The sequence below is a fragment of the Pseudomonas sp. H1_A03 genome, assembly GCF_054685145.1.
Genome location: NZ_CP162829.1, coordinates 633,783 through 655,101, shown reverse-complemented (window position 1 = coordinate 655,101; position 21,319 = coordinate 633,783). Strand labels below are relative to the sequence as shown.

23 protein-coding genes are annotated in these 21,319 nt (G+C 60.2%); 14 read left to right on the top strand and 9 right to left on the bottom strand.

Translation table 11 applies throughout. The features are described 5' to 3' along the window. Positions 1 to 29 precede the first annotated feature (29 nt). The 11 genes from AB4O35_RS03130 (at position 30) to AB4O35_RS03080 (ending at position 11,195) form a co-directional block, all read left to right on the top strand. Positions 30 to 1,070 (top strand): ABC transporter substrate-binding protein, encoded by a 1,041-nt coding sequence (locus AB4O35_RS03130; protein WP_065871778.1) that lies wholly within the window; start codon positions 30 to 32, stop codon positions 1,068 to 1,070. A gap of 213 nt (positions 1,071 to 1,283) precedes the next feature. Then, complete coding sequence (locus AB4O35_RS03125) at positions 1,284 to 2,531, top strand: ABC transporter permease (protein ID WP_065871777.1); 1,248 nt, start codon at positions 1,284 to 1,286, stop codon at positions 2,529 to 2,531. 12 nt (positions 2,532 to 2,543) lie between these two features. Then, on the top strand, positions 2,544 to 3,368 hold the full coding sequence (locus tag AB4O35_RS03120) for an ABC transporter permease (RefSeq protein ID WP_065871776.1): 825 nt from the start codon (positions 2,544 to 2,546) through the stop codon (positions 3,366 to 3,368). Positions 3,369 to 3,570: 202 nt separating this feature from the next. After that, a complete protein-coding gene (locus tag AB4O35_RS03115) occupies positions 3,571 to 4,719 on the top strand; it encodes an iron-containing alcohol dehydrogenase (protein WP_065871775.1) in 1,149 nt (382 codons plus the stop codon). An 84-nt stretch (positions 4,720 to 4,803) separates the two neighbouring features. Further along, positions 4,804 to 5,478 (top strand): ribulose-phosphate 3-epimerase, encoded by a 675-nt coding sequence (gene rpe, locus AB4O35_RS03110; RefSeq protein ID WP_034101050.1) that lies wholly within the window; start codon positions 4,804 to 4,806, stop codon positions 5,476 to 5,478. Then, on the top strand, positions 5,475 to 6,293 hold the full coding sequence (locus tag AB4O35_RS03105; RefSeq protein ID WP_065881617.1) for a phosphoglycolate phosphatase: 819 nt from the start codon (positions 5,475 to 5,477) through the stop codon (positions 6,291 to 6,293). Before rpe ends, AB4O35_RS03105 begins: the two co-directional genes overlap by 4 nt. Before the next feature lie 70 nt (positions 6,294 to 6,363). Then, positions 6,364 to 7,845 (top strand): anthranilate synthase component I, encoded by a 1,482-nt coding sequence (trpE, locus tag AB4O35_RS03100; protein ID WP_065871773.1) that lies wholly within the window; start codon positions 6,364 to 6,366, stop codon positions 7,843 to 7,845. Positions 7,846 to 7,854: 9 nt separating this feature from the next. Next, positions 7,855 to 8,448 (top strand): aminodeoxychorismate/anthranilate synthase component II, encoded by a 594-nt coding sequence (locus tag AB4O35_RS03095; protein ID WP_049711280.1) that lies wholly within the window; start codon positions 7,855 to 7,857, stop codon positions 8,446 to 8,448. Positions 8,449 to 8,457: 9 nt separating this feature from the next. Continuing rightward, positions 8,458 to 9,507: an anthranilate phosphoribosyltransferase gene (gene trpD / locus AB4O35_RS03090; protein WP_049711281.1), complete on the top strand. Its 1,050-nt coding sequence runs from the start codon at positions 8,458 to 8,460 to the stop codon at positions 9,505 to 9,507. Continuing rightward, positions 9,504 to 10,340, top strand: a complete 837-nt coding sequence (trpC, locus tag AB4O35_RS03085; protein ID WP_065871771.1) for an indole-3-glycerol phosphate synthase TrpC — start codon at positions 9,504 to 9,506, stop codon at positions 10,338 to 10,340. The genes trpD and trpC overlap by 4 nt, the downstream gene beginning before the upstream one ends. A 159-nt stretch (positions 10,341 to 10,499) precedes the next feature. Beyond that, positions 10,500 to 11,195, top strand: a complete 696-nt coding sequence (locus AB4O35_RS03080) for a lipoate--protein ligase family protein (RefSeq protein WP_065881616.1) — start codon at positions 10,500 to 10,502, stop codon at positions 11,193 to 11,195. On the opposite strand, the gene crp is transcribed toward AB4O35_RS03080, so the two are convergent. Beyond that, positions 11,192 to 11,836: a cAMP-activated global transcriptional regulator CRP gene (crp, locus tag AB4O35_RS03075; RefSeq protein ID WP_065871978.1), complete on the bottom strand. Its 645-nt coding sequence runs from the start codon at positions 11,834 to 11,836 to the stop codon at positions 11,192 to 11,194. The two genes, AB4O35_RS03080 and crp, sit on opposite strands and share 4 nt — an antisense overlap. Before the next feature lie 246 nt (positions 11,837 to 12,082). Here crp and AB4O35_RS03070 point away from each other — a divergent pair, with 246 nt between their 5' ends. After that, a complete protein-coding gene (locus tag AB4O35_RS03070) occupies positions 12,083 to 12,505 on the top strand; it encodes an OsmC family protein (protein WP_005792019.1) in 423 nt (140 codons plus the stop codon). A gap of 70 nt (positions 12,506 to 12,575) precedes the next feature. Here AB4O35_RS03070 and coq7 read toward each other — a convergent pair whose 3' ends face one another. The 6 genes from coq7 to hemJ form a co-directional block, all read right to left on the bottom strand. Further along, a complete protein-coding gene (coq7, locus tag AB4O35_RS03065) occupies positions 12,576 to 13,223 on the bottom strand; it encodes a 2-polyprenyl-3-methyl-6-methoxy-1,4-benzoquinone monooxygenase (protein ID WP_065871769.1) in 648 nt (215 codons plus the stop codon). A 116-nt stretch (positions 13,224 to 13,339) separates the two neighbouring features. Further along, the gene (locus AB4O35_RS03060; RefSeq protein ID WP_003194682.1) at positions 13,340 to 13,678 is read right to left on the bottom strand and encodes a histidine triad nucleotide-binding protein; all 339 of its coding nucleotides are present in this window, start codon (positions 13,676 to 13,678) and stop codon (positions 13,340 to 13,342) included. 46 nt (positions 13,679 to 13,724) lie between these two features. Then, the gene (locus AB4O35_RS03055) at positions 13,725 to 14,513 is read right to left on the bottom strand and encodes an SDR family NAD(P)-dependent oxidoreductase (protein ID WP_065871768.1); all 789 of its coding nucleotides are present in this window, start codon (positions 14,511 to 14,513) and stop codon (positions 13,725 to 13,727) included. Positions 14,514 to 14,575: 62 nt separating this feature from the next. After that, positions 14,576 to 15,538: a DUF805 domain-containing protein gene (locus AB4O35_RS03050; protein ID WP_065871767.1), complete on the bottom strand. Its 963-nt coding sequence runs from the start codon at positions 15,536 to 15,538 to the stop codon at positions 14,576 to 14,578. Positions 15,539 to 15,607: 69 nt separating this feature from the next. After that, positions 15,608 to 16,570 carry an NAD(P)H-dependent flavin oxidoreductase gene (locus AB4O35_RS03045; protein WP_065871766.1) on the bottom strand — a complete coding sequence of 321 codons (963 nt, stop codon included), beginning with the start codon at positions 16,568 to 16,570 and terminating at the stop codon, positions 15,608 to 15,610. Positions 16,571 to 16,594: 24 nt separating this feature from the next. Further along, the gene (gene hemJ, locus AB4O35_RS03040) at positions 16,595 to 17,023 is read right to left on the bottom strand and encodes a protoporphyrinogen oxidase HemJ (RefSeq protein WP_065871765.1); all 429 of its coding nucleotides are present in this window, start codon (positions 17,021 to 17,023) and stop codon (positions 16,595 to 16,597) included. Between the two features lie 135 nt (positions 17,024 to 17,158). Between hemJ and argC the strand changes: the two genes are divergently transcribed. Then, positions 17,159 to 18,193 (top strand): N-acetyl-gamma-glutamyl-phosphate reductase, encoded by a 1,035-nt coding sequence (gene argC / locus AB4O35_RS03035; protein ID WP_065871764.1) that lies wholly within the window; start codon positions 17,159 to 17,161, stop codon positions 18,191 to 18,193. Between the two features lie 164 nt (positions 18,194 to 18,357). Continuing rightward, complete coding sequence (erpA, locus tag AB4O35_RS03030) at positions 18,358 to 18,708, top strand: iron-sulfur cluster insertion protein ErpA (RefSeq protein ID WP_003176443.1); 351 nt, start codon at positions 18,358 to 18,360, stop codon at positions 18,706 to 18,708. Between the two features lie 77 nt (positions 18,709 to 18,785). Here erpA and AB4O35_RS03025 read toward each other — a convergent pair whose 3' ends face one another. Beyond that, positions 18,786 to 19,877: an anhydro-N-acetylmuramic acid kinase gene (locus AB4O35_RS03025; protein ID WP_065891387.1), complete on the bottom strand. Its 1,092-nt coding sequence runs from the start codon at positions 19,875 to 19,877 to the stop codon at positions 18,786 to 18,788. A gap of 3 nt (positions 19,878 to 19,880) precedes the next feature. Next, positions 19,881 to 21,299, bottom strand: coding sequence for a peptidoglycan DD-metalloendopeptidase family protein (locus tag AB4O35_RS03020; RefSeq protein WP_065871762.1), 1,419 nt, complete (start codon positions 21,297 to 21,299; stop codon positions 19,881 to 19,883). Positions 21,300 to 21,319: the final 20 nt, after the last annotated feature.

Sequence of the window (21,319 nt, the reverse complement as noted above, 5' to 3'; positions counted from 1 at the left end):
CACCAACCCTGCACGTGGAGAGAACAACAATGTTGAGATCCCTTAAATATTCAGCCCTGGCCTTGAGCTTGATGGGCGCGACACAGGCCATGGCAGGCCCGGACCTGACCGTCGTGTCCTTTGGTGGCGCGAATAAGGCCGCTCAGGTCAAGGCTTTCTACGCACCGTGGGAGAGCGCGGGCAACGGCAAGATCGTCGCCGGTGAGTACAACGGTGAAATGGCCAAGGTCAAAGCCATGGTCGACACCAAGAGCGTGTCCTGGGACCTGGTGGAAGTGGAATCCCCGGAGCTGTCCCGTGGCTGCGACGAGGACATGTTCGAACCGCTGGACCCGAAACTGTTCGGCAATACCGCCGACTACGTGAAGGGCGCCATTCAGCCTTGCGGCGTGGGCTTTTTTGTATGGTCGACCGTGCTGGCCTACAACGCTGACAAACTGACCTCCGCGCCAACCAGTTGGGCGGATTTCTGGGACACCAAGAAATTCCCCGGCAAGCGTGGTCTGCGTAAAGGCGCCAAGTACACCCTGGAATTCGCTTTGATGGCCGACGGCGTCGCGCCGAAGGACGTCTACAAAGTGTTGGCCGGCAAAGATGGCCAGGACCGTGCGTTCAAGAAACTCGACGAACTCAAACCGTCGATCCAGTGGTGGGAAGCGGGTGCACAACCGCCGCAATACCTGGCCTCGGGTGACGTAGTGATGAGCTCGGCCTACAACGGCCGCATCGCCGCTGTGCAAAAAGAAAGCAACCTGAAAGTGGTGTGGAACGGCGGCATCTACGACTTCGACGCATGGGCCATTCCTAAAGGCCTGGCCAAGGACCGTGCCGAAGCAGCGAAGAAATTCATCGCGTTCTCGGTGCAACCGCAGCAGCAGAAGATCTACTCGGAAAACATCGCCTACGGCCCGGCCAACACCCAAGCCGTGCCGTTGCTGGCCAAGGACATCCTCAAGGATATGCCGACCACCCCGGAGAACATCGCCAACCAGGTGCAGATCGACGTGAGCTTCTGGGCGGATAACGGTGAGCAGCTCGAGCAGCGCTTCAATTCCTGGGCTGCCAAGTAACACCGCCTGCTGTGGTGGATAGGCTTGTTGTAGTGAGCGGGCTTGCCCCGCGCTGGGCTGCGAAGCAGCCCCAAACCAGGCACTGCATTCTGTCTGACGGAAAGCGGTGACTGTAATAGGGGCTGCTTCGCCGCCAGCGCGGGGCAAGCCCGTTCACTACAAATCAGAGCCCAGCCATAGGTGTAGTCTTTTTTCAGATTTTCGGAGTCAGCCATGGCCATCGCCGTTCCCTCGAACGAGGTCAACAGCCCCACCCTCAAGCAGCGCCTTGCGCGTGCCGAGCGGCTTAACCGCTGGAAGGCCCAGGCCTTGATTGCGCCGCTGGTGCTGTTTTTGCTGCTGGTGTTCCTGGTGCCGATCGTTGCGCTGCTCTACAAAAGCGTGGGCAACCCGGAAGTGGTGGGCGGTCTGCCGCGCACCGTGGTGGCGGTGACGGCCTGGGATGGTCGCGGCCTGCCGGGCGAGCCGGTGTACCAGGCCCTCAGTGAAGACCTGGGCGAAGCGCGCAAAAACCAGACCCTGGGCGATCTGTCCAAGCGCCTGAACATGGAACTGGCCGGCTACCGCAGCCTGCTGACCAAAACCGCGCGGGCGCTGCCGTTCAGCGAAACGCCGGCCTCTTATAAAGAAGCGTTGGAAAACCTCGACGAACGCTGGGGCGACCCGGCGTACTGGCAGGCGATCCGGCGTAACACCAGCAGCCTGACGCCGTTCTATTTGTTGGCGGCCGTCGATCACCGTATCGATGACCTCGGCGAAGTGGCGCCGGCCACGCCAGACCAAGCGATCTACCTGGACATTTTTGCGCGCACCTTCTGGATGGGCCTGGTGATCACCACCATCTGCCTGCTGCTGGCTTATCCCTTGGCCTATTTGCTGGCCAATTTGCCGGCGCGTAAAAGCAACTTGCTGATGATCCTCGTGTTGTTGCCGTTCTGGACCTCGATCCTGGTGCGGGTAGCGGCATGGATCGTACTGCTGCAATCCGGCGGCCTGATCAACAGTGCACTGATGGGCATGGGCCTGATCGACACACCTCTGGAACTGGTGTTCAACCGCACCGGGGTCTACATCTCCATGGTGCACATTCTGCTGCCGTTCATGATCTTGCCGATCTACAGCGTAATGAAGGGTATTTCGCCCACTTATATGCGTGCAGCGATTTCCCTGGGATGCCATCCGTTCGCCAGCTTCTGGCGCGTGTACTTCCCGCAGACCTACGCCGGCGTGGGCGCTGGTTGCCTGTTGGTGTTCATCCTGGCAATTGGTTACTACATCACCCCGGCGCTGCTCGGCAGCCCGAACGACCAGATGGTCAGCTACTTCGTGGCGTTCTACACCAACACCAGCATTAACTGGGGCATGGCGACGGCGTTGGGCGGCTTGCTGCTGCTGGCGACCGTGGTGCTGTACCTGATCTACAACCGGCTGGTGGGCGCCAGTCGCCTGCGCCTGAGCTAAGGAGACCTTGCGATGCTGAGCCCTTATATGTCGCCCGTTGAGCGGGTCTGGTTCTACAGCTTGCGGATCCTCTGCGGCTTGATCCTGTTGTTTTTGATACTGCCGGTGCTGGTGATCATCCCGCTGTCGTTCAACAGCGGCAGTTTCCTGGTGTACCCGCTGCAAGGCTTCTCGCTGCAGTGGTACCAGGACTTCTTCGCCTCGGCTGAATGGATGCGTGCACTCAAGAACAGCGTCATCGTTGCCCCGGCGGCCACGGTGCTGGCCATGGTGTTCGGCACCTTGGCAGCGATTGGCCTGACCCGTGGGAATTTCCCCGGCAAGGCGCTGGTAATGGCGCTGGTGATTTCGCCGATGGTGGTGCCGGTGGTGATCATTGGCGTGGCCAGTTACCTATTCTTTGCGCCACTGGGCCTGGGCAACAGCTTTTTCTCGCTGATCGTGGTGCACGCGGTGTTGGGCGTGCCATTTGTGATCATCACCGTGTCGGCGACCTTGCAGGGGTTCAACCACAACCTGGTGCGGGCGGCGGCCAGTCTCGGTGCTTCGCCATTGACCGCGTTTCGCCGGGTGACCTTGCCGTTGATCGCACCAGGGGTGATTTCCGGGGCGCTGTTTGCTTTCGCCACTTCGTTTGATGAGGTGGTGGTCACGCTGTTTCTCGCCGGCCCCGAGCAAGCGACCCTGCCGCGCCAGATGTTCAGCGGCATCCGCGAAAACCTCAGCCCGACGATTGCTGCTGCGGCGACCTTGTTGATTGCCTTCTCGGTGTTGCTGTTGCTGACCCTGGAATGGCTGCGTGGGCGAAGCGAGAAACTGCGTACTGCGCAGGTCTGATGCCACACAGAAATCAAAATGTGGGAGCGGGCTTGCTCGCGAACGCGGTGTGTCAGCTAAACATTTAGTGACTGACAGACCGCATTCGCGAGCAAGCCCGCTCCCACATTGGTTCTGTGTCTATTCAGTTGCTGAATGCAAGACAACCAGCCTCAATCAGCTACTCTTGTCCCAGCCCATTTCCGAATAAGAGGCCGCGCACATGAGTACTTCCTCATTCAAGATCGCCCATAAACTGCTGACCGGCGCGGGCGCCATCGAACAACTGGCCTTTGAGCTCACGCGCCTGGATGTGGATAACCCGCTGATCGTCACCGACGCCGCGCTGGTCAAGTCCGGCACCGTGGCGTTGGCACTCGAACACCTGGGCGAACGCAGCTATGAAATCTTCGACCGCGTGCTGCCGGACCCGGAAATCGCCATTGTCGAAGATTGCATGCGCGTCTACCGCGACGGCGGGCATGACGGCTTGATCGGCCTGGGCGGCGGCAGTGCCATCGACATTGCCAAAAGCGTGGCCGCCTATGCCGGCTACCACGGCGCCCTGGCGGACTTGTTCGGCGTCGACCAGGTACCGCGCAAGGGGCCGCCGCTGATCGCGATTCCCACCACAGCCGGCACCGGCTCGGAAGTCACCAATGTGGCGATCCTCTCCGACAAGGTCGCGCAGCTGAAAAAGGGCATCGTCAGCGATTATCTACTGCCGGATGTGGCGCTGATCAGCCCGCAAATGACCCTGACCTGCCCGCGCAGTGTCACCGCCGCCAGCGGCGTGGATGCGCTGGTGCATGCCATTGAATCCTACCTGTCGCTGAACGCCTCGCCGATTACCGATGCATTGGCCATTGGCGCCATCAAGCTGATTGCCAACGCGTTGCCCAAGGCCTACGCCAACCCGGCCAACCTGCAGGCCCGCGACGACATGGCCACCGCCAGCCTGATGGCGGGCATGGCCTTTGGGAATGCCGGGGTCGGCGCGGTGCATGCATTGGCGTACCCGCTGGGTGGACGTTTCAATATCGCCCATGGCGTGAGCAACGCGCTGTTGCTGCCCTATGTCATGCACTGGAACAAGTTGGCCTGCGTGGAGCGCATGCAGGACATTGCCCAGGCCATGGGCGTGAATGTCACGGGGTTGAGCGTCAACGATGCCGCCGACCAAGCCGTCGAGGCAATGACGCGGCTGTGTGCCGCTGTCGAGATCCCGGCGGGGCTCCACAGTTTCGGGGTGCCTGAGGACGCCATCCCGGCCATGGCTGTTGAAGCGGCGGGGATTGAACGGCTGATGCGCAACAACCCGCGCAAGCTCAGCGCAACCGATATCGAGAAAATCTATCGGGCCGCGTACTAGCCATTGAGCCAGGTCACGGTGCGCGCGGCAAAGCATGAGGTATACAATGCGCGCCATCGTGATTTAGCTCAAAAAAGGTGCGTCATGCAGCCCTTCGTCATTGCTCCATCGATTCTCTCCGCCGATTTCGCCCGCCTGGGTGAGGAAGTGGACAAGGTGTTGGCCGCCGGTGCCGACTTCGTACACTTCGATGTCATGGACAACCACTACGTGCCCAACCTGACCATCGGCCCGATGGTCTGCGCCGCGCTGCGCAAGTACGGCATCACTGCACCCATTGATGCACACCTGATGGTCAGCCCGGTGGACCGCATCATCGGTGACTTCGTGGAAGCCGGCGCGACCTACATCACTTTCCACCCGGAAGCCTCGCTGCACGTCGACCGTACCTTGCAACTGATCCGCGAAGGCGGCTGCAAGGCGGGCCTGGTGTTCAACCCGGCCACCCCGCTGGACGTGCTCAAATACGTGATGGACAAGGTCGACATGGTCCTGCTGATGAGCGTCAACCCAGGCTTCGGCGGGCAGAAGTTCATCCCCGGCACCCTCGACAAACTGCGCGAAGCCCGTGCGTTGATCGACGCTTCTGGCCGTGACATCCGCCTGGAAATCGACGGCGGGGTCAACGTCAATAACATCCGCGAAATCGCAGCGGCTGGCGCCGACACCTTTGTGGCCGGCTCGGCGATCTTCAACGCGCCGGACTACCAGGAAGTCATCGCCAAGATGCGCGCCGAATTGGCGCTGGCACGTCCGTGAGTGGCTTTGAGCAACTGTTCCCCGGCAAATTGCCACGGCTGGTGATGTTCGATCTGGACGGTACCTTGATCGACTCGGTGCCCGACCTGGCTGCGGCGGTGGACGAGATGCTGCTCAAGCTGGGACGCAAGCCCGCCGGGATCGAGTCGGTGCGCGAGTGGGTGGGCAACGGCGCGCAGATGCTGGTGCGCCGTGCGTTGGCCAACAACATTGATGCCCAAGGGGTGGATGAGGTGGAGGCCGAACACGCCCTGGAACTGTTCAACGCCGCCTATGAAGACGGCCACGAACTGACCATGGTTTACCCCGGCGTGCGCGACACCCTCAAGTGGCTGAGCAAGCAGGGCGTGGAAATGGCCCTCATCACCAACAAGCCGGAACGCTTCGTCGCGCCGCTGTTGGACCAGATGAAAATCGGCCGGTATTTCCGCTGGATCATCGGTGGCGATACCTTGCCGCAGAAAAAACCCGACCCGGCGGCGCTGTTTTTCGTGATGAAAATGGCCAATATCCCGGCCTCGCAGTCGCTGTTTGTGGGTGATTCGCGCAGTGATGTGCTGGCGGCAAAGGCCGCGGGCGTGCAGTGTGTGGCCCTCAGTTACGGCTACAACCATGGGCGGCCGATTGCCGAAGAGTCGCCTTCATTGGTAATTGATGACCTGCGCCTGTTAATCCCCGGTTGCTTGGGAGCGGGCGCTGAGATAACGTTGCCCGATACCGATCCGTCCCCTTCTGGAAATTCCATCGTGGTGGTCACTCGCAAACTCTGGATGAAAGTCATCAAGGCCCTGGCCCGCTGGCGTTGGCGCGCCTGACTGATCCTGGCCGCGCTATGCGGCACGTTTGCATACCTGACTGTTAGACCCTCAAGCCACGAGGCACATCATGACCCGCGAAGAATTCCTGCGTTTGGCCGCTGCCGGCTACAACCGCATTCCCCTGGCCTGCGAAACGCTGGCCGACTTCGACACGCCGCTGTCGATCTACCTGAAACTGGCCGACGAGCCCAATTCCTACTTGCTCGAGTCCGTACAGGGCGGCGAGAAGTGGGGCCGTTACTCGATCATCGGCCTGCCGTGCCGCACCGTGCTGCGTGTGCACGACCATCATGTGAGCATTACCCATGATGGCGTCGAGATCGAAAGCCACGATGTAGAAGACCCGCTGGCGTTCGTCGAGGCGTTCAAAGCGCGTTACAACGTGCCGACCATCCCGGGTCTGCCGCGTTTCAACGGTGGCCTGGTGGGTTACTTCGGTTACGACTGTGTGCGTTACGTGGAAAAACGCCTGGGCAAGTGCCCGAACCCGGATCCATTGGGTGTCCCGGACATTCTGCTAATGGTCTCCGACGCGGTGGTGGTGTTCGACAACCTCGCCGGCAAAATGCACGCGATTGTGCTCGCCGACCCGGCCCAGGCCGACGCTTTCGAGAGCGGCCTGGCCAGCCTCGAAGCGCTGCTGGAAAAACTGCGCCAGCCGATCACCCCGCGTCGCGGCCTGGACCTCAGTCGTCCACCGGCAGCCGACCCGGTTTTCCGCTCCAGCTTTACCCAGGATGACTACGAGCGCGCCGTCGATACCATCAAGGAATACATCCTCGCCGGTGACTGCATGCAGGTGGTGCCGTCGCAACGCATGTCCATCGACTTCAAGGCCGCGCCGATCGATCTGTATCGCGCATTGCGCTGCTTTAACCCGACGCCGTACATGTACTTTTTCAACTTTGGTGACTTCCACGTGGTGGGCAGTTCGCCGGAGGTGCTGGTGCGCGTCGAAGACAACCTGATCACCGTGCGCCCGATCGCCGGGACGCGCCCACGTGGCGCGACTGAAGAGGCGGATTTGGCGCTGGAAGAAGACCTGCTGAGCGACGACAAGGAAATTGCCGAGCACCTGATGCTCATCGACCTGGGCCGTAACGACACCGGGCGCGTCTCGGAAATCGGTTCGGTCAAGCTCACTGAGAAGATGGTGATCGAGCGTTATTCCAACGTGATGCACATTGTGTCCAACGTCACCGGCGAGCTGAAAGCCGGCTTGACGGCGATGGACGCACTGCGCGCGATCCTGCCGGCGGGCACCTTGTCGGGCGCGCCGAAGATCCGTGCGATGGAAATCATCGACGAGTTGGAGCCGGTCAAGCGCGGTGTCTACGGCGGCGCCGTGGGGTATTTCGCCTGGAACGGCAACATGGACACGGCCATTGCAATCCGCACGGCCGTGATCAAGGACGGGGAGCTGCACGTGCAGGCCGGTGGCGGGATTGTCGCCGACTCGGTGCCGGCCCTCGAATGGGAAGAAACCCTGAACAAGCGCCGCGCGATGTTCCGCGCCGTTGCGCTGGCTGAACAGACCCCCAATTCTTGAGGTTTCCCCATGTTACTGATGATTGATAACTACGACTCCTTTACCTACAACGTTGTGCAGTACCTGGGTGAGCTCGGTGCCGAGGTCAAGGTAGTGCGCAACGACGAACTGACCGTGGCTGAAATCGCTGCGCTGAATCCGGAGCGCATCGTGGTGTCGCCAGGCCCCTGCACGCCGACCGAGGCGGGTATTTCCCTCGAAGCGATCAAGTATTTCGCCGGCAAGCTGCCGATCCTGGGCGTGTGCCTGGGCCACCAGTCCATCGGCCAGGCGTTTGGCGGTGACGTGGTGCGCGCGCGCCAGGTGATGCACGGCAAGACCAGCCCGGTGTTCCATAATGACGTGGGTGTGTTTCACGGGCTGAACCTGCCGGTGACGGTAACCCGCTACCACTCGTTGGTGGTCAAGCGTGAAACCCTGCCGGAGTGCCTGGAACTGACCGCCTGGACCCAGCTGGAAGACGGCTCGGTCGACGAGATCATGGGCCTGCGCCACAAGACACTGAATATCGAAGGGGTGCAATTTCACCCCGAGTCGATCCTGACCGAGCAGGGCTACGAGCTGTTCGCTAATTTTCTCAAGCAGAGCGGCGGCACGCGCTAAGGACTTTCCATGGATATCAAGACTGCCCTGAGCCGTATCGTCGGCCATCTGGACCTGAGCACCGCTGAAATGAGCGATGTGATGCGCGAGATCATGACCGGTCAATGCACCGATGCGCAGATCGGCGCCTTCATGATGGCAATGCGTATGAAGAGCGAGAGCATCGACGAGATCGTCGGCGCCGTGTCGGTGATGCGCGAGCTGGCGGACAAGGTTGAGCTCAAGACCCTCGACGGCGTGGTCGACGTGGTCGGCACCGGCGGTGATGGTGCCAACATCTTCAACGTGTCGACGGCCGCATCGTTTGTGGTCGCGGCGGCCGGATGCACCGTGGCCAAGCACGGCAACCGTGCAGTGTCTGGCAAGAGCGGCAGTGCCGACTTGCTGGAAGCTGCCGGCATCTACCTGAACCTGACGCCGGTCCAAGTGGCGCGTTGCATCGATAATGTCGGCATCGGCTTCATGTTTGCCCAATCCCACCATGGCGCAATGAAACACGCTGCTGGCCCGCGCAAGGACCTCGGCCTGCGCACCCTGTTCAACATGCTCGGCCCGCTTACGAATCCGGCCGGTGTGAAGCACCAGGTGGTGGGCGTATTCAGCCAGGCGCTGTGCCGGCCGTTGGCGGAAGTGTTGCAGCGCATGGGCAGCAAGCATGTGCTGGTGGTGCATTCCAAGGATGGCCTGGACGAATTCAGCCTGGCGGCACCGACCTTCGTGGCGGAGCTCAAAGATGACCAAGTCACAGAGTACTGGGTCGAGCCGGAAGATTTGGGCATGAAGAGCCAGAGCCTGCACGGCCTGGCAGTGGAAAGCCCGGCGGCGTCCCTCGAGCTGATCCGCGATGCCTTGGGGCGTCGCAAGACCGAGAATGGTCAAAAAGCCGCTGAGATGATCGTTTTGAATGCTGGCGCGGCACTTTATGCAGCCGACCATGCCTATAGTCTTAAGGAAGGGGTCGCCTTGGCCCACGATGCGCTGCACACCGGCCTGGCTCGCGAGAAGCTGGAAGAGCTGGGAGCATTCACCGCGGTATTCAAGATGGAGAATGAAGGATGAGTGTGCCAACCGTTCTGGAAAAGATCCTGGCGCGCAAGGCTGAAGAAGTCGCCGAGCGCCGCGCCCGAGTGAGCCTCGCCGAACTGGAAGCTCAGGCAAAGATCGCTGATGCGCCGCGTGGCTTCGCCAATGCGCTTATCAAGCAGGCCAGGGAAAAGCAGCCCGCCGTCATTGCTGAAATCAAAAAGGCTTCGCCCAGCAAGGGCGTGATTCGCGAGATCTTCATTCCTGAAGACATTGCCAAGAGCTATGAGAAGGGCGGGGCCACCTGCCTGTCAGTACTGACCGATATCGACTACTTCCAGGGTTCCGACCTGTTCTTGCAGCAAGCCCGCGCCGCGTGCAAGTTGCCGGTGATCCGCAAGGACTTCATGGTCGACCCGTACCAGATCGTCGAAGCCCGTGCGTTGGGCGCTGACTGCGTGTTGCTGATCGTTTCCGCCCTGGATGACGTGAAGATGGCCGAACTGGCGGCCGTGGCCAAAAGCGTCGGCCTGGATGTGTTGGTGGAAGTGCACGACGGCGATGAGCTGGAACGCGCACTTAAAACCCTCGACACACCGCTGGTGGGCGTCAACAACCGTAACCTGCACACCTTCGAAGTCAGCCTGGAAAACACACTGGACCTGCTGCCGCGAATTCCGCGCGACCGATTGGTGATCACCGAGAGTGGCATCGCCAACCGTGCTGATGTGGAGTTGATGGAGATCAGTGGTGTGTATTCGTTCCTGGTGGGTGAGACCTTCATGCGTGCCGAGAACCCTGGGGCGGAGTTGCAGCGTCTGTTCTTCCCGGAGCGTGGTGTGGCGGTCAGTGGTTCGACATTAGACTGACGTGAACACGGTCAGGATTTGAAGTGCGGTCTAAATGTGGGAGCTGGCTTGCCTGCGATAGCATCACCTCGGAGTAACTGAAGGACCGAGGTGCCTGCATCGCGGGCAAGCCCGGCTCCCACATTTGGTTTTGTGTTTACCTAGGGATATAGGTGTTTGATGGCTAAGCCGGTGTCGATGACTGTTGAAGCTGGGCTGGCCGCCGAGCAAGCCTTGCTGGCAGCCGTTTGCGCTGGTGAGCAGGAATTCGGCCTGCTGTTCTGGCAACCCAGCGATCAAGCCTTGGTGATGCCGCGTCGTTTAAGTCGGCTGCCGGCGTTCGAAACCGCTAGCCAGGTTTCGGCCGCCGCCGGTTGGCCTGTATTGCTACGCGAGACCGGTGGTGAGCCGGTGCCGCAATCAAGTGCCACGGTCAATATCGCCCTGGTCTACGCGCCACCGCGCAGCGAGGGCGATCAGAACCGCATCGAAACCGGCTACTTGCGTTTATGCCAGCCGATCTGCGACTTGCTGATCGAGCTGGGTGGCGACGCCTCTGTCGGCGAAATCGACGGGGCATTTTGCGACGGTCGCTACAACGTCAACCTTAACGGCCGCAAAATGGTCGGCACCGCGCAGCGCTGGCGCCAAAGCGGTGGCCGCCCGGTGGGGTTGGTGCACGGTGCCTTGTTGCTGGATAACGACCGGGATGCGTTGATCGCGGCGGTCAACCGCTTCAACGAAGCCTGCGGTCTCGAGCAGCGGGTTCGCGCCGACAGCCATATCGCTCTGCACGAAGCCTTCCCAGCACCGGATGCGATCAGCCGGCTGGATACCTTGTATCGTCAAATGCTGGCCAGCGTCCTGCCGGGTTAACGGGTGCCGAACACCACCATCGTCTTGCCTTTGACGTGCACCAGACTGCGCTCTTCCAAGTCCTTGAGCACGCGACCGACCATCTCCCGTGAACAGCCGACAATGCGCCCGATTTCCTGGCGTGTGACCTTGATCTGCATGCCGTCGGGGTGAGTCATGGCGTCGGGCTGTTTGCACAACTCCAGCAGGCAGCGCGCTACTCGGCCGGTGACATCAAAGAATGCCAGGTCGCCGACCTTGCGCGTGGTGTCACGCAGGCGCTGGGCAATCTGCCCGCTGAGGGCGTAGAGGATGTCGGGATCCTGCTGGGCCAGTTCGCGGAATTTGGCGTAGCTGATCTCAGCCACTTCGCACTCGATCTTGGCACGCACCCAGGCGCTGCGTTTCTGTTCCTTGCCGGCTTGTTCGAACAGCCCCAGCTCCCCAAAAAAATCTCCGGTGTTCAGGTAGGCGATGATCATTTCGCGGCCGTCTTCATCCTCGATCAGAATGGTGACCGAGCCTTTGATAATGAAGAACAGTGTTTCTGAACGTTCGCCGGCGCAGATGATGTTGTGCTTGGCCGGATGGCGACGGCGCTGGCAGTGCATCAACAGTTTGTCGAGATTCTTGATCTTGGATATGGGAGTAAGGGCAACCATGGTTGTATCCCGAAAAAACTGCGCGAGGTAGTTGGAGTTGTTGTATTCGTCGGTATCGGCATTGATACACGTTGTATAAATGGTGGCGATGCGCCACTCATTTGGCGCCAGCTTAACAGACACATCCTGTCTCGATTAGCTCATTTTCAGCGCAAACCCTGCTATTGATCGCTTTTGCGTGAAACGCTGACGCGTGCGGGCCCTGTGCTAAGCTGGCGACCCTTTTTTAGCAGTGGAGTCTGGGCGATGAAGGCACGCATCCAATGGGCGGGCGAAGCCATGTTCCTCGGTGAGTCGGGCAGTGGCCACGTGGTGGTCATGGACGGCCCGCCGGAAGCCGGTGGCCGTAACCTGGGCGTACGCCCGATGGAAATGCTCCTGCTCGGTGTAGGCGGTTGCAGCAATTTCGACGTGGTCAGCATTCTGAAAAAGTCTCGCCAGGCCGTGGAAAGCTGCGAAGCCTTCCTGGAAGCCGAGCGCGCCACCGAAGATCCCAAGGTCTTCACCAAGATCCATATGCATTTCGTGGTGAAGGGCCGGGCGTTGAAGGAAGCCCAGGTCAAGCGTGCTATCGAGCTGTCGGCTGAGAAGTACTGCTCGGCATCGATCATGCTCGGCGCGGCCGGTGTGGCCATCACCCATGATTACGAAATCATCGAATTGGGCTGATCGCTCAATCGGCAGGCAAAAAGAAAGGGCGCTGTGACGGCGCCCTTTTTTTGGCCTGGATTTTATACGCTTAGATACGATAGGTGCTTTTGGTCATGACCTTGGCCAAGAGGCTCATGCCTAACCTCACCGGCGCCGGGAAGCGGAAACCGCCAGCATCCAGTGCGCTTTCGGCGTGGTGTTCTTCATCGATACGCATCTGCTCAAGAATCGCCCGGGACTTTTCGTCTTCGGCCGGCAGTTGTTCCAGATGCTCATCCAGATGCTTGCACACCTGACGCTCGGTCGCCGCGACAAAACCCAGGCTGACCTTGTCGCTGATCAGCCCGGCAGCAGCGCCGATACCAAACGACAAGCCATAAAACAGCGGGTTCAGCACGCTGGGATGGCTGCCGAGTTGGCGAATGCGCTGCTCGCACCAGGCCAGGTGATCGATTTCCTCTTCGGCGGCATGTTCCATGGCGGCGCGTACCTGCGGCAACTTGGCGGTCAGCGCCTGGCCCTGGTACAGCGCCTGGGCACAGACTTCACCGGTGTGGTTGATGCGCATCAGGCCGGCGACGTGGCGGGTCTCGGTCTCACTCATCTGGGCGTCGGGGCGCACGATGGCGGGCGAGGGGCGATACGGTTGGCCGCTGAATGGCAGCAGCGTGCGCATGGCCGTGTCGGCTTGCAGCAACAAACGGTCAATCGGCGAGTAGTGACGTTGGGTAGTCATGCTGACCTCCGGGAAGAATCTCGGCGGCCAGTTTACCGCAAGAGAGGGGGAAGCGTTTGCGCCGCGTCAAGGGCATGGGGTCGCAGCCTGGGGCACGACCCTTGCTCGAGGGCCGATCAGCCCGGCGGCCAGTTCATCTGGCGCTGACCCAGCACGTGCATATGGATGTGATAAACGGTCTGCCCGCCGTCTTCGTTGCAGTTCATCACCACACGAAAACCTTTTTCGCAGCCTTGCTCAACGGCCAGGCGCTGGGCGGTGAACAGAATATGGCCTGCTAGGGCTTTGTCGTCTTCAGTCAGGTCGTTCAACGTGCGGATAGGTTTCTTAGGAATGACCAGAAAATGCACGGGTGCCTGCGGTGCAATATCGTGGAAGGCCAGGACCTGGTCATCCTCGTAGATAATCTTCGCGGGTATTTCTCTGTTGATGATTTTGGTGAACAGAGTATCCACAGCTGTTTCTCCATTATGAATGTGCAGGGTGAGTGTACTCAGCCGGTCAGCGCGGGCAATAGGCCTTGTTAATGGCGCCGGCGATCTTGCGGGTCAGCCATCGGGGGCTGAAACGTGGGCTGAAGGCGATCCAGCGGTTGCGTCGGCCGGGAATGATGATGGCTTTGTTCTTTTCCAGGGCGCGCACGGTATAAAGCGCCACTTCTTCGGGGCTCATCAGTTGTTGGCTGCCGTCGAGCTTGGCGGTGTCCATTTGCGCGGTGCCGAAGAATGCGGTGCGTGTCGGGCCGGGGCAGAGGACCGAGACCTTGATGCCGCAGGTCTTCAATTCTTCGCGCAGACCTTCGGAAAAGTGCAGTACGTAGGCTTTGCTGGCGTAGTAGGTGCTCATCCACGGGCCTGGCTGGAATGCCGCGACGGACGCCACATTGAGAATCTGCCCGCCGCCTTGCAGGGCCATGGTGTTACCCAGGGCATGGCACATACGGGTCAGGGCCAGGATGTTGACCTCCATGAGGTCCTGCTCGGTCATCCAGTCCTGAGCCAGGAAGGGGCCGCTGGTGCCGATGCCGGCGCAGTTCACCAGCAAGTCGATCTGCCGTTCGCCTTCTTCAAGCTCCAGCAGGAACCCGGACAAGCGCAGTGGCTCGCCCAGGTCGCAGGCCCGGAACAGCACCTCGACACCGAAGCGTTGAGTCAATTCGATTGCAATGCTTTCCAACTGATCACGCTGGCGGGCCACCAGAATCAAGCTGCGGCCGCGACGGGCCAGCGCTTCGGCCAAGGCCAGGCCGATGCCGCTGGAGGCGCCGGTGATCAGAGCGTAACGGGTCATGCCTTTCTCCATCGCAACACCGCCGCGCCTGTGACAAAGGCATCACAGGCCGGGGCGTTTCTTTACTGTTCTGGAGAGTCTACAGGTTCGCCCGCTTCGTCAGCACTTTGCGCTTCGTCTTCTTCTACGGCCGTGGCTTGGTCGGCATCTTCATCGGCGGTGATGGAGCTGCTTTCGTAGCTGCTGTCCATGTTGGCTTCGAGTTGGTTCAGGTAACCGTTCATGCCCAGGGTCACCACGATGGCGAGCATGACTGGGATAAACGCCAACCACAGCGTGGCCAGGACTTTTACCGCCGTGGAGTTGCGGGGTGGTGGCGCGCCGTATTGATTGGCGCCTGCATTCCCTGGCAATACCAGCAACAGGATCGGGAAGACGCTGTTCACCAGCGGTACCAGGTTGAGGAAATACAGCCAGCCTGACCACCCCAGATCGTGCAGGCGCTGCACACCGATTTGTACACTGACCCACACAAGCGCAACAAACAACGCGAGACCCAGCAACACCCCAAGGATGGTACCTGCGGTTGGCGAGGCGGTGGCTACCGCAAAGCTGACGGTGCTGATGATGCCACCCGCGACCAGCATCGCTAGGGTCAACACCAGGGTCCAGGCGAGATACCGCAGTCGCCCGATGCGCCCGTGGATAGTGAAGACTTTAAGAGTGGAATACTCCGGCAGGTTTTCACCTACGGCAGCGCGCGGCGGTGCATAGGGTGAAGCGGCCGGGCGGGAGAAGTCGGAAGCGCCGGAATCCGTCTCATGGGTTTCGGCGAGGCTGAAGGCTACGGGTTGTTCGGCTTCGATGCGTGCGTCGACCCCGGCGTTTTTCAGCGCGGTGAGGTAGGTTTCCGCATCCGGGCGCGACAGGTCACGTTTGAGCGCAACCGGGCGGCCGGTGAAGAGCTTCTCGATGGCTTCAACTTCGCTCTTGAACAGCTCGGCCAGGTTCAGTTTGGCCGTGGTGCTTTCGACACCCGGGAGCAAGGCCCCATCAAACACAATCTTGAAACGGTTGTCGCTCATGCGGGCTTCCTTGTCACTTGTTCAGGGAGGTGGTGCAGGCCCGCTCAATTGGCGGGACTTGCGGTTGGGTCAGCGTGGCCAGCGCAGTTGAGCGGCCTGTTCGCGTGCCTTGCGGTATTCGGCATCGAGGCGCGCAACCAGTTCATCGACGCTTGGCAAATCATCAATTTCACCGACGCCTTGGCCGGCAGACCATACAGTCTTCCATGCTTTAGCCTCGTCGCTCAACGGTTTGAGCTTGGAGCCGAAATTGACTTCGCCTTTGCCTTGCAGGGCTGCGAGGTCGAAACCGGCGTTTTCCAGGCTCTGGCGCATAAAGCTGGCGGGGACGCCGGAGACAGCAGGAGTGTGCACGATGTCGGCGGCGCGCGATGTGAGCAGCATCTCTTTATAGGCATCCGGGGCATGGCTTTCGGTGGTACCGATAAAGCGAGTGCCGAAATAGGCCAGGTCGGCGCCGAGCAGTTGGGCGGCGAGCATCTCGTGCCCGTGGTTGAGGCAGCCGGCCAGCAGTAGTGTTTTGTCGAAGAACTGGCGAATCTCGGCGATCAGTGCGAAGGGGCTCCAAGTGCCAGCATGGCCGCCGGCACCTGCAGCTACGGCGATCAGGCCATCCACGCCGGCTTCGGCCGCTTTCTCAGCGTGGCGCCGAGTGGTGACGTCGTGGAACACCAGGCCACCGTAGCTGTGCACGGCGTCTACCAATTCCTTCACAGCGCCCAGGCTGGTAATGACGATCGGCACTTTGTGTTCAACGCAGATCGCCAGGTCTGCCTCCAGGCGCGGGTTGCTGTTGTGCACGATCAGGTTGACGGCGTAGGGCGCAGGATTGTCCAGCGCTGCCAGGCCCGCTTCGATTTCCTCCAGCCATGCCTTGAACCCGCTGCTTTCGCGTTGGTTAAGCGCCGGGAAGCTCCCGACCACCCCATTGCGACAGCACGCCAGGACCAGTTGCGGGTTGGAAATCAGAAACATCGGCGCAACCACGACGGGCAGGCGCAGACGTTGTTCAAGCAGAGCGGGCAGCGACATTGGAGGTACCCCGGGTAATTGAAGTTAGAACGGTTTGACCACGACCAAAATTACGATAGCCAGCAATATCAGAACGGGTACTTCGTTGAACCAGCGATAAAAGACATGGCTGCGGGTGTTTTCGCCACGGGCGAAACGTTTTACCTGCGCACCGCACATATGGTGGTAGCCGATCAGCAACACCACCAGCGTCAGCTTGGCGTGGATCCAGGCGCCCGATTGAAAGATGCCAGGGTTAAGGGCGATCAGCCAGATACCGAATACCAGGCTGGCCACCATCGCCGGTCCCATGATGCCGCGATACAACTTGCGCTCCATGACGCTGAAGCGTTCCTTGCTGACGGTGTCCTCGCTTTGGGCGTGGTAGACGAACAGGCGTGGCAGGTAGAACAGCCCGGCAAACCAGCAGACGATGCTGACAATGTGGAAGGCTTTGATCCATAGATAGAGCATTTCTAGTTATTCCCAGGTTCACGGTAACTGAAGATAGTAGTGGCTCATGCGCCCGTACGTCACGTTGACGGTTGTCGCAGGACGATACGGCCCCTATTATCGACGGCTTTCCAGTGGTTCGTTGAGGGCAGGGTTATGGTCAAGGTCGGTATCGTCGGCGGCACGGGTTACACCGGTGTCGAATTGCTGCGTCTGTTGGCTCAACATCCGCAAGCTGAGGTGGTGGTCATCACCTCCCGATCCGAGGCCGGCCTGGCCGTGGCCGACATGTATCCGAACCTGCGAGGCCATTACGATGGCCTGGCGTTCAGCGTTCCGGACATCAAGACCCTGGGTGCCTGCGACGTGGTGTTCTTCGCCACCCCTCATGGTGTTGCCCATGCCTTGGCCGGTGAGCTGCTGGCCGCGGGCACCAAGGTGATCGATCTGTCGGCGGATTTCCGTTTGCAGGACGCTGATGAGTGGGCCAAGTGGTATGGCCAGCCTCACGGTGCGCCGGAATTGCTGAAAGAGGCTGTCTATGGCCTGCCGGAAGTCAATCGTGAGCAGATCAAGCAAGCGCGTTTAATCGCGGTACCGGGTTGCTATCCGACAGCGACTCAGCTGGGTTTCCTGCCATTGCTGGAAGCTGGGTTGGCGGACGCTTCGCGCTTGATCGCAGACTGCAAGTCGGGCGTGAGCGGCGCTGGTCGTGGCGCGGCGGTCGGTTCGCTTTACTCCGAGACGGCGGAAAGCATGAAGGCCTATGCGGTAAAAGGGCATCGTCACTTGCCGGAAATCCGCCAGGGGCTGCGTCGCGCGGCCGGTAAAGACGTGGGCCTGACGTTCGTACCGCACCTGACGCCGATGATTCGCGGCATTCACTCTACGTTGTACGCAACGGTGGTTGATCGCTCGGTAGACCTGCAGGCGCTGTTCGAAAAACGTTATGCCAACGAACCGTTCGTCGACGTTATGCCCGCCGGCAGCCATCCGGAAACCCGCAGCGTGCGCGGCGCCAATGTGTGCCGGATTGCCGTGCATCGTCCGCAGGATGGCGATCTGGTCGTGGTGCTGTCGGTGATCGATAACCTGGTCAAGGGCGCGTCGGGCCAGGCGGTGCAGAACATGAACATCTTGTTTGGCCTGGATGAGAAGCTGGGCTTGTCCCACGCAGGCATGCTGCCTTAACGCTGTTCAGCGGTTAAGCAAAAGGCCCGTGATCGGGCCTTTTGTGTTTTTAATGGCGGCAGCGCAGATTGATATACCGTAACAATAGTTGACCGCTTTTCTAGGAGAAGCGGATAATGCCCGCCATTACGCATATGGCGGCGGTACGCCGGGAGATTATCAGCATGAGCGTTGAATCCTTCACCCCCACGGCTTTGCAATTCACCCACGGTGCTGCGCACAAGGTGAAGAGCCTGGTCGATGAAGAGGGTAATGATCGCTTGAAGCTGCGCGTATTTGTTACGGGCGGCGGTTGTTCAGGGTTTCAGTACGGTTTTACCTTCGATGAAGATGTAGCCGATGATGACACCATCGTTGAGCGCGAAGGCGTGAGTTTGGTCGTGGACCCGATGAGCTTCCAATATTTGGCAGGCGCCGAGGTGGATTATCAGGAAGGTCTGGAAGGTTCGCGTTTCGTGATCAAGAACCCTAACGCTACCACCACCTGTGGTTGCGGGTCTTCGTTCTCGATCTGATCGACAGGGCATGCAAAAACGCCGCTTGGCTGTGATAGGCCAAGCGGCGTTTTGCTGTCTGCGGATCCTGGAAGCGGTCAGGCAGGGTAGATCGCGCCCAGTACCCGAAGCCCGCGTGCACCGGTGACGCTGGGGCGGTTGGCGGCAATGCCTTCAAGGCAGCAATGGGCCAGCCAGGCGAAGGCCATGGCTTCTACCCAGTCGGGGTCCACGCCGTAGGTGGCGGTGCTGCTGACCTGGGTTGATGGCAACAACGCGGCCAGCCGACTCATCAGCGTGGCGTTGTGAGCGCCGCCACCACACACCAGCAGCGTTTCTGTCTGGGGCTGGGCGGACTGTAGGGAATCGACAATGGTCAGGGCGGTCAGCTCCAGCAGCGTGGCCTGCACATCCTCAGGCTCGAAAGCGGGTAAGTGGCCGAGGTGTTGGTGCAGCCATCCCAGGTTGAACACTTCGCGCCCGGTGCTTTTAGGGCCCTTGGTCACGAAGAATGGGTCACTGAGCAAGTCGTTGAGTAGTTGAGGCTCTACTTTGCCGCTCGCCGCCCACTGTCCATCACGATCAAAGTGTTCGCCGCGTTGTTGGTGTATCCATGCATCCAGCAGGACATTGCCTGGGCCGCAGTCGAAGCCGGCTACAGGTTTGCCGGTCTCGATCAGGCTGAGATTGCTGAAACCTCCCACATTCAATACCGCGCGGTTACCGGTGTGTTCACCGAACAGTGCTTCATGGAATGCAGGCACCAGCGGGGCGCCCTGGCCGCCGGCGGCAACATCACGACTGCGGAAGTCGCTGACCACGGTGATACCCGTCAGCTCGGTGAGCAGGGCTGGGTTGCCGATTTGCACGGTGAAGCCCCGGGCGGGTTCATGGCGGATGGTCTGGCCATGGCTGCCAATTGCGCGAATGTCCTGAGGCTTGAGGTTTTGTTGATCGAGCAGCGTGTGAATGCCTTGAGCAGCAAGACTCACCCAGTTCTGTTGGGCAATGGCTGAACGGGCGATCTCATCTGGGCCGCTGGCGCACAGAGCAAGCAACTCCGCGCGCAGGGTTTCCGGCATGGGAATGTAGTGCGTGGCGATCAGCTTGATCGCCGGATCTTGCTCGATCAAGGCAATGTCCAGTCCATCGAGGCTGGTCCCGGACATCACGCCTAAATAGAGCGCCATACCTTAACGCTTCGCCGAAGCCAACAGGGTGGAGCGCTCCTGGTCCATGCGTGCCATCAATGGCTGGCTCTGTTGCATGAAGCGTGCACGCTCGGCCTTGGCGATCGGGTCGGCCATCGGCAGCTTCTGGCCGAGCGGGTCGACGTGTACGCCATTGACTTGGAACTCATAGTGCAAGTGCGGCCCGGTAGAGAGGCCAGTGGTACCGATATAGCCGATCACTTGGCCTTGCTTCACGGTGCCGCCGGTTTGCACACCCTTGGCAAAGCCTTGCATGTGGCCATACAGCGTACGGTAGGTGTTGCCGTGCTGGATGATCACGGTATTGCCGTAGCCACCACGACGGCCGGCCAGCAGCACTTTGCCGTCGCCTGCTGCCTTGATCGGCGTGCCACGTGGCGCGGCATAGTCGACGCCTTTGTGGGCGCGGATTTTGTTCAGAATTGGATGCTTGCGACCCATGGAGAAACGCGAGCTAATGCGAGCGAAGTCTACCGGAGTACGGATGAAGGCCTTGCGCATGCTATTGCCGTCGGCGGTGTAGTAGCTGCTATTGCCTTGCTTGTTGGTGTAGCGCACGGCGGTGTAGGTCTTGCCGCGGTTGGTGAAGCGTGCGGAGAGGATGTTGCCAGTGCCGACCACTTTGCCGTTGGCGACTTTCTGCTCGTAGATCACATCAAATTCGTCGCCTTGACGGATGTCCTGTGCGAAGTCGATGTCGTAGCCAAACACACTGGCCATGTCCATGGTCATGCTGTGGGACAGTCCGGCGCGGGCGGCAGATTGCGACAGGGAGCTGTTGATCACGCCGTGAACGTAAGCGGAGCGCATCACCGGTTTGGTGGTGATGCGGTTGAAGGCAAAGCCCTTGGCGCCTTTGGTCAGCGTGATGCTTTCAAGGTCGCTGACGGTACTGTGGAGGTTGTTGAGCTGGCCGTCGGGGGTCAGTTCGAATTCAAGTTTTTGACCGCGTTTGAGCTGGGTGAATTGCTTGGCTTGTTTGTCGCTTGCCAGTACGTCGTTGACGGTAGCGGCAGGCAGGCCGACTTTCTCGAACAGTGTCGAAAGTGTATCGCCCTTACCCACGATGACTTCGCGGTGCTGAGGACTCTTGGCCACCTCAACAGTCGGCGCAGACTGCGTCGCGGCAGCTTGCTGTGTGTCTTCCGGGCTGTTTTCTATCTGGGCGAACGGTGAGTCGGCGGGTGCATTTGTGGCTTGTTGCGCGTCGGAAGCGTCTTGATCTTGTGTCAGTTGTTCAACTGGACTTTCCAGGTCAAGGCTCAGGGATGTTCGTTTGGCTTCTACGTCACTGGAAGGGAATACCAGGAGTGCCAGGCTGAGAAGGGCGGCGATGCCACTTGCGGCGAGCAAGTGGGTCTTCGGGTAAAGCGGCGGCGCTTTAGACGGTTCAGTGGTCATAGGTAATTTTGACTTTGAAG

Coding starts and splice junctions, on each gene's coding strand:
- trpD (WP_049711281.1), top strand. CDS start 8,458: ATGGATATCAAGACTGCCCTGAGCCGTATCGTCGGCCATCTGGACCTG.
- AB4O35_RS03045 (WP_065871766.1), bottom strand. CDS start 16,570: ATGTCGCTGCCCGCTCTGCTTGAACAACGTCTGCGCCTGCCCGTCGTG.
- crp (WP_065871978.1), bottom strand. CDS start 11,836: ATGGTTGCCCTTACTCCCATATCCAAGATCAAGAATCTCGACAAACTG.
- AB4O35_RS03120 (WP_065871776.1), top strand. CDS start 2,544: ATGCTGAGCCCTTATATGTCGCCCGTTGAGCGGGTCTGGTTCTACAGC.
- AB4O35_RS03095 (WP_049711280.1), top strand. CDS start 7,855: ATGTTACTGATGATTGATAACTACGACTCCTTTACCTACAACGTTGTG.
- erpA (WP_003176443.1), top strand. CDS start 18,358: ATGAGCGTTGAATCCTTCACCCCCACGGCTTTGCAATTCACCCACGGT.
- AB4O35_RS03080 (WP_065881616.1), top strand. CDS start 10,500: ATGGCTAAGCCGGTGTCGATGACTGTTGAAGCTGGGCTGGCCGCCGAG.
- coq7 (WP_065871769.1), bottom strand. CDS start 13,223: ATGACTACCCAACGTCACTACTCGCCGATTGACCGTTTGTTGCTGCAA.
- AB4O35_RS03050 (WP_065871767.1), bottom strand. CDS start 15,538: ATGAGCGACAACCGTTTCAAGATTGTGTTTGATGGGGCCTTGCTCCCG.
- trpC (WP_065871771.1), top strand. CDS start 9,504: ATGAGTGTGCCAACCGTTCTGGAAAAGATCCTGGCGCGCAAGGCTGAA.
- rpe (WP_034101050.1), top strand. CDS start 4,804: ATGCAGCCCTTCGTCATTGCTCCATCGATTCTCTCCGCCGATTTCGCC.
- hemJ (WP_065871765.1), bottom strand. CDS start 17,023: ATGCTCTATCTATGGATCAAAGCCTTCCACATTGTCAGCATCGTCTGC.
- AB4O35_RS03070 (WP_005792019.1), top strand. CDS start 12,083: ATGAAGGCACGCATCCAATGGGCGGGCGAAGCCATGTTCCTCGGTGAG.
- trpE (WP_065871773.1), top strand. CDS start 6,364: ATGACCCGCGAAGAATTCCTGCGTTTGGCCGCTGCCGGCTACAACCGC.
- AB4O35_RS03115 (WP_065871775.1), top strand. CDS start 3,571: ATGAGTACTTCCTCATTCAAGATCGCCCATAAACTGCTGACCGGCGCG.
- AB4O35_RS03025 (WP_065891387.1), bottom strand. CDS start 19,877: ATGGCGCTCTATTTAGGCGTGATGTCCGGGACCAGCCTCGATGGACTG.
- AB4O35_RS03055 (WP_065871768.1), bottom strand. CDS start 14,513: ATGACCCGTTACGCTCTGATCACCGGCGCCTCCAGCGGCATCGGCCTG.
- AB4O35_RS03020 (WP_065871762.1), bottom strand. CDS start 21,299: ATGACCACTGAACCGTCTAAAGCGCCGCCGCTTTACCCGAAGACCCAC.
- AB4O35_RS03125 (WP_065871777.1), top strand. CDS start 1,284: ATGGCCATCGCCGTTCCCTCGAACGAGGTCAACAGCCCCACCCTCAAG.
- argC (WP_065871764.1), top strand. CDS start 17,159: ATGGTCAAGGTCGGTATCGTCGGCGGCACGGGTTACACCGGTGTCGAA.
- AB4O35_RS03130 (WP_065871778.1), top strand. CDS start 30: ATGTTGAGATCCCTTAAATATTCAGCCCTGGCCTTGAGCTTGATGGGC.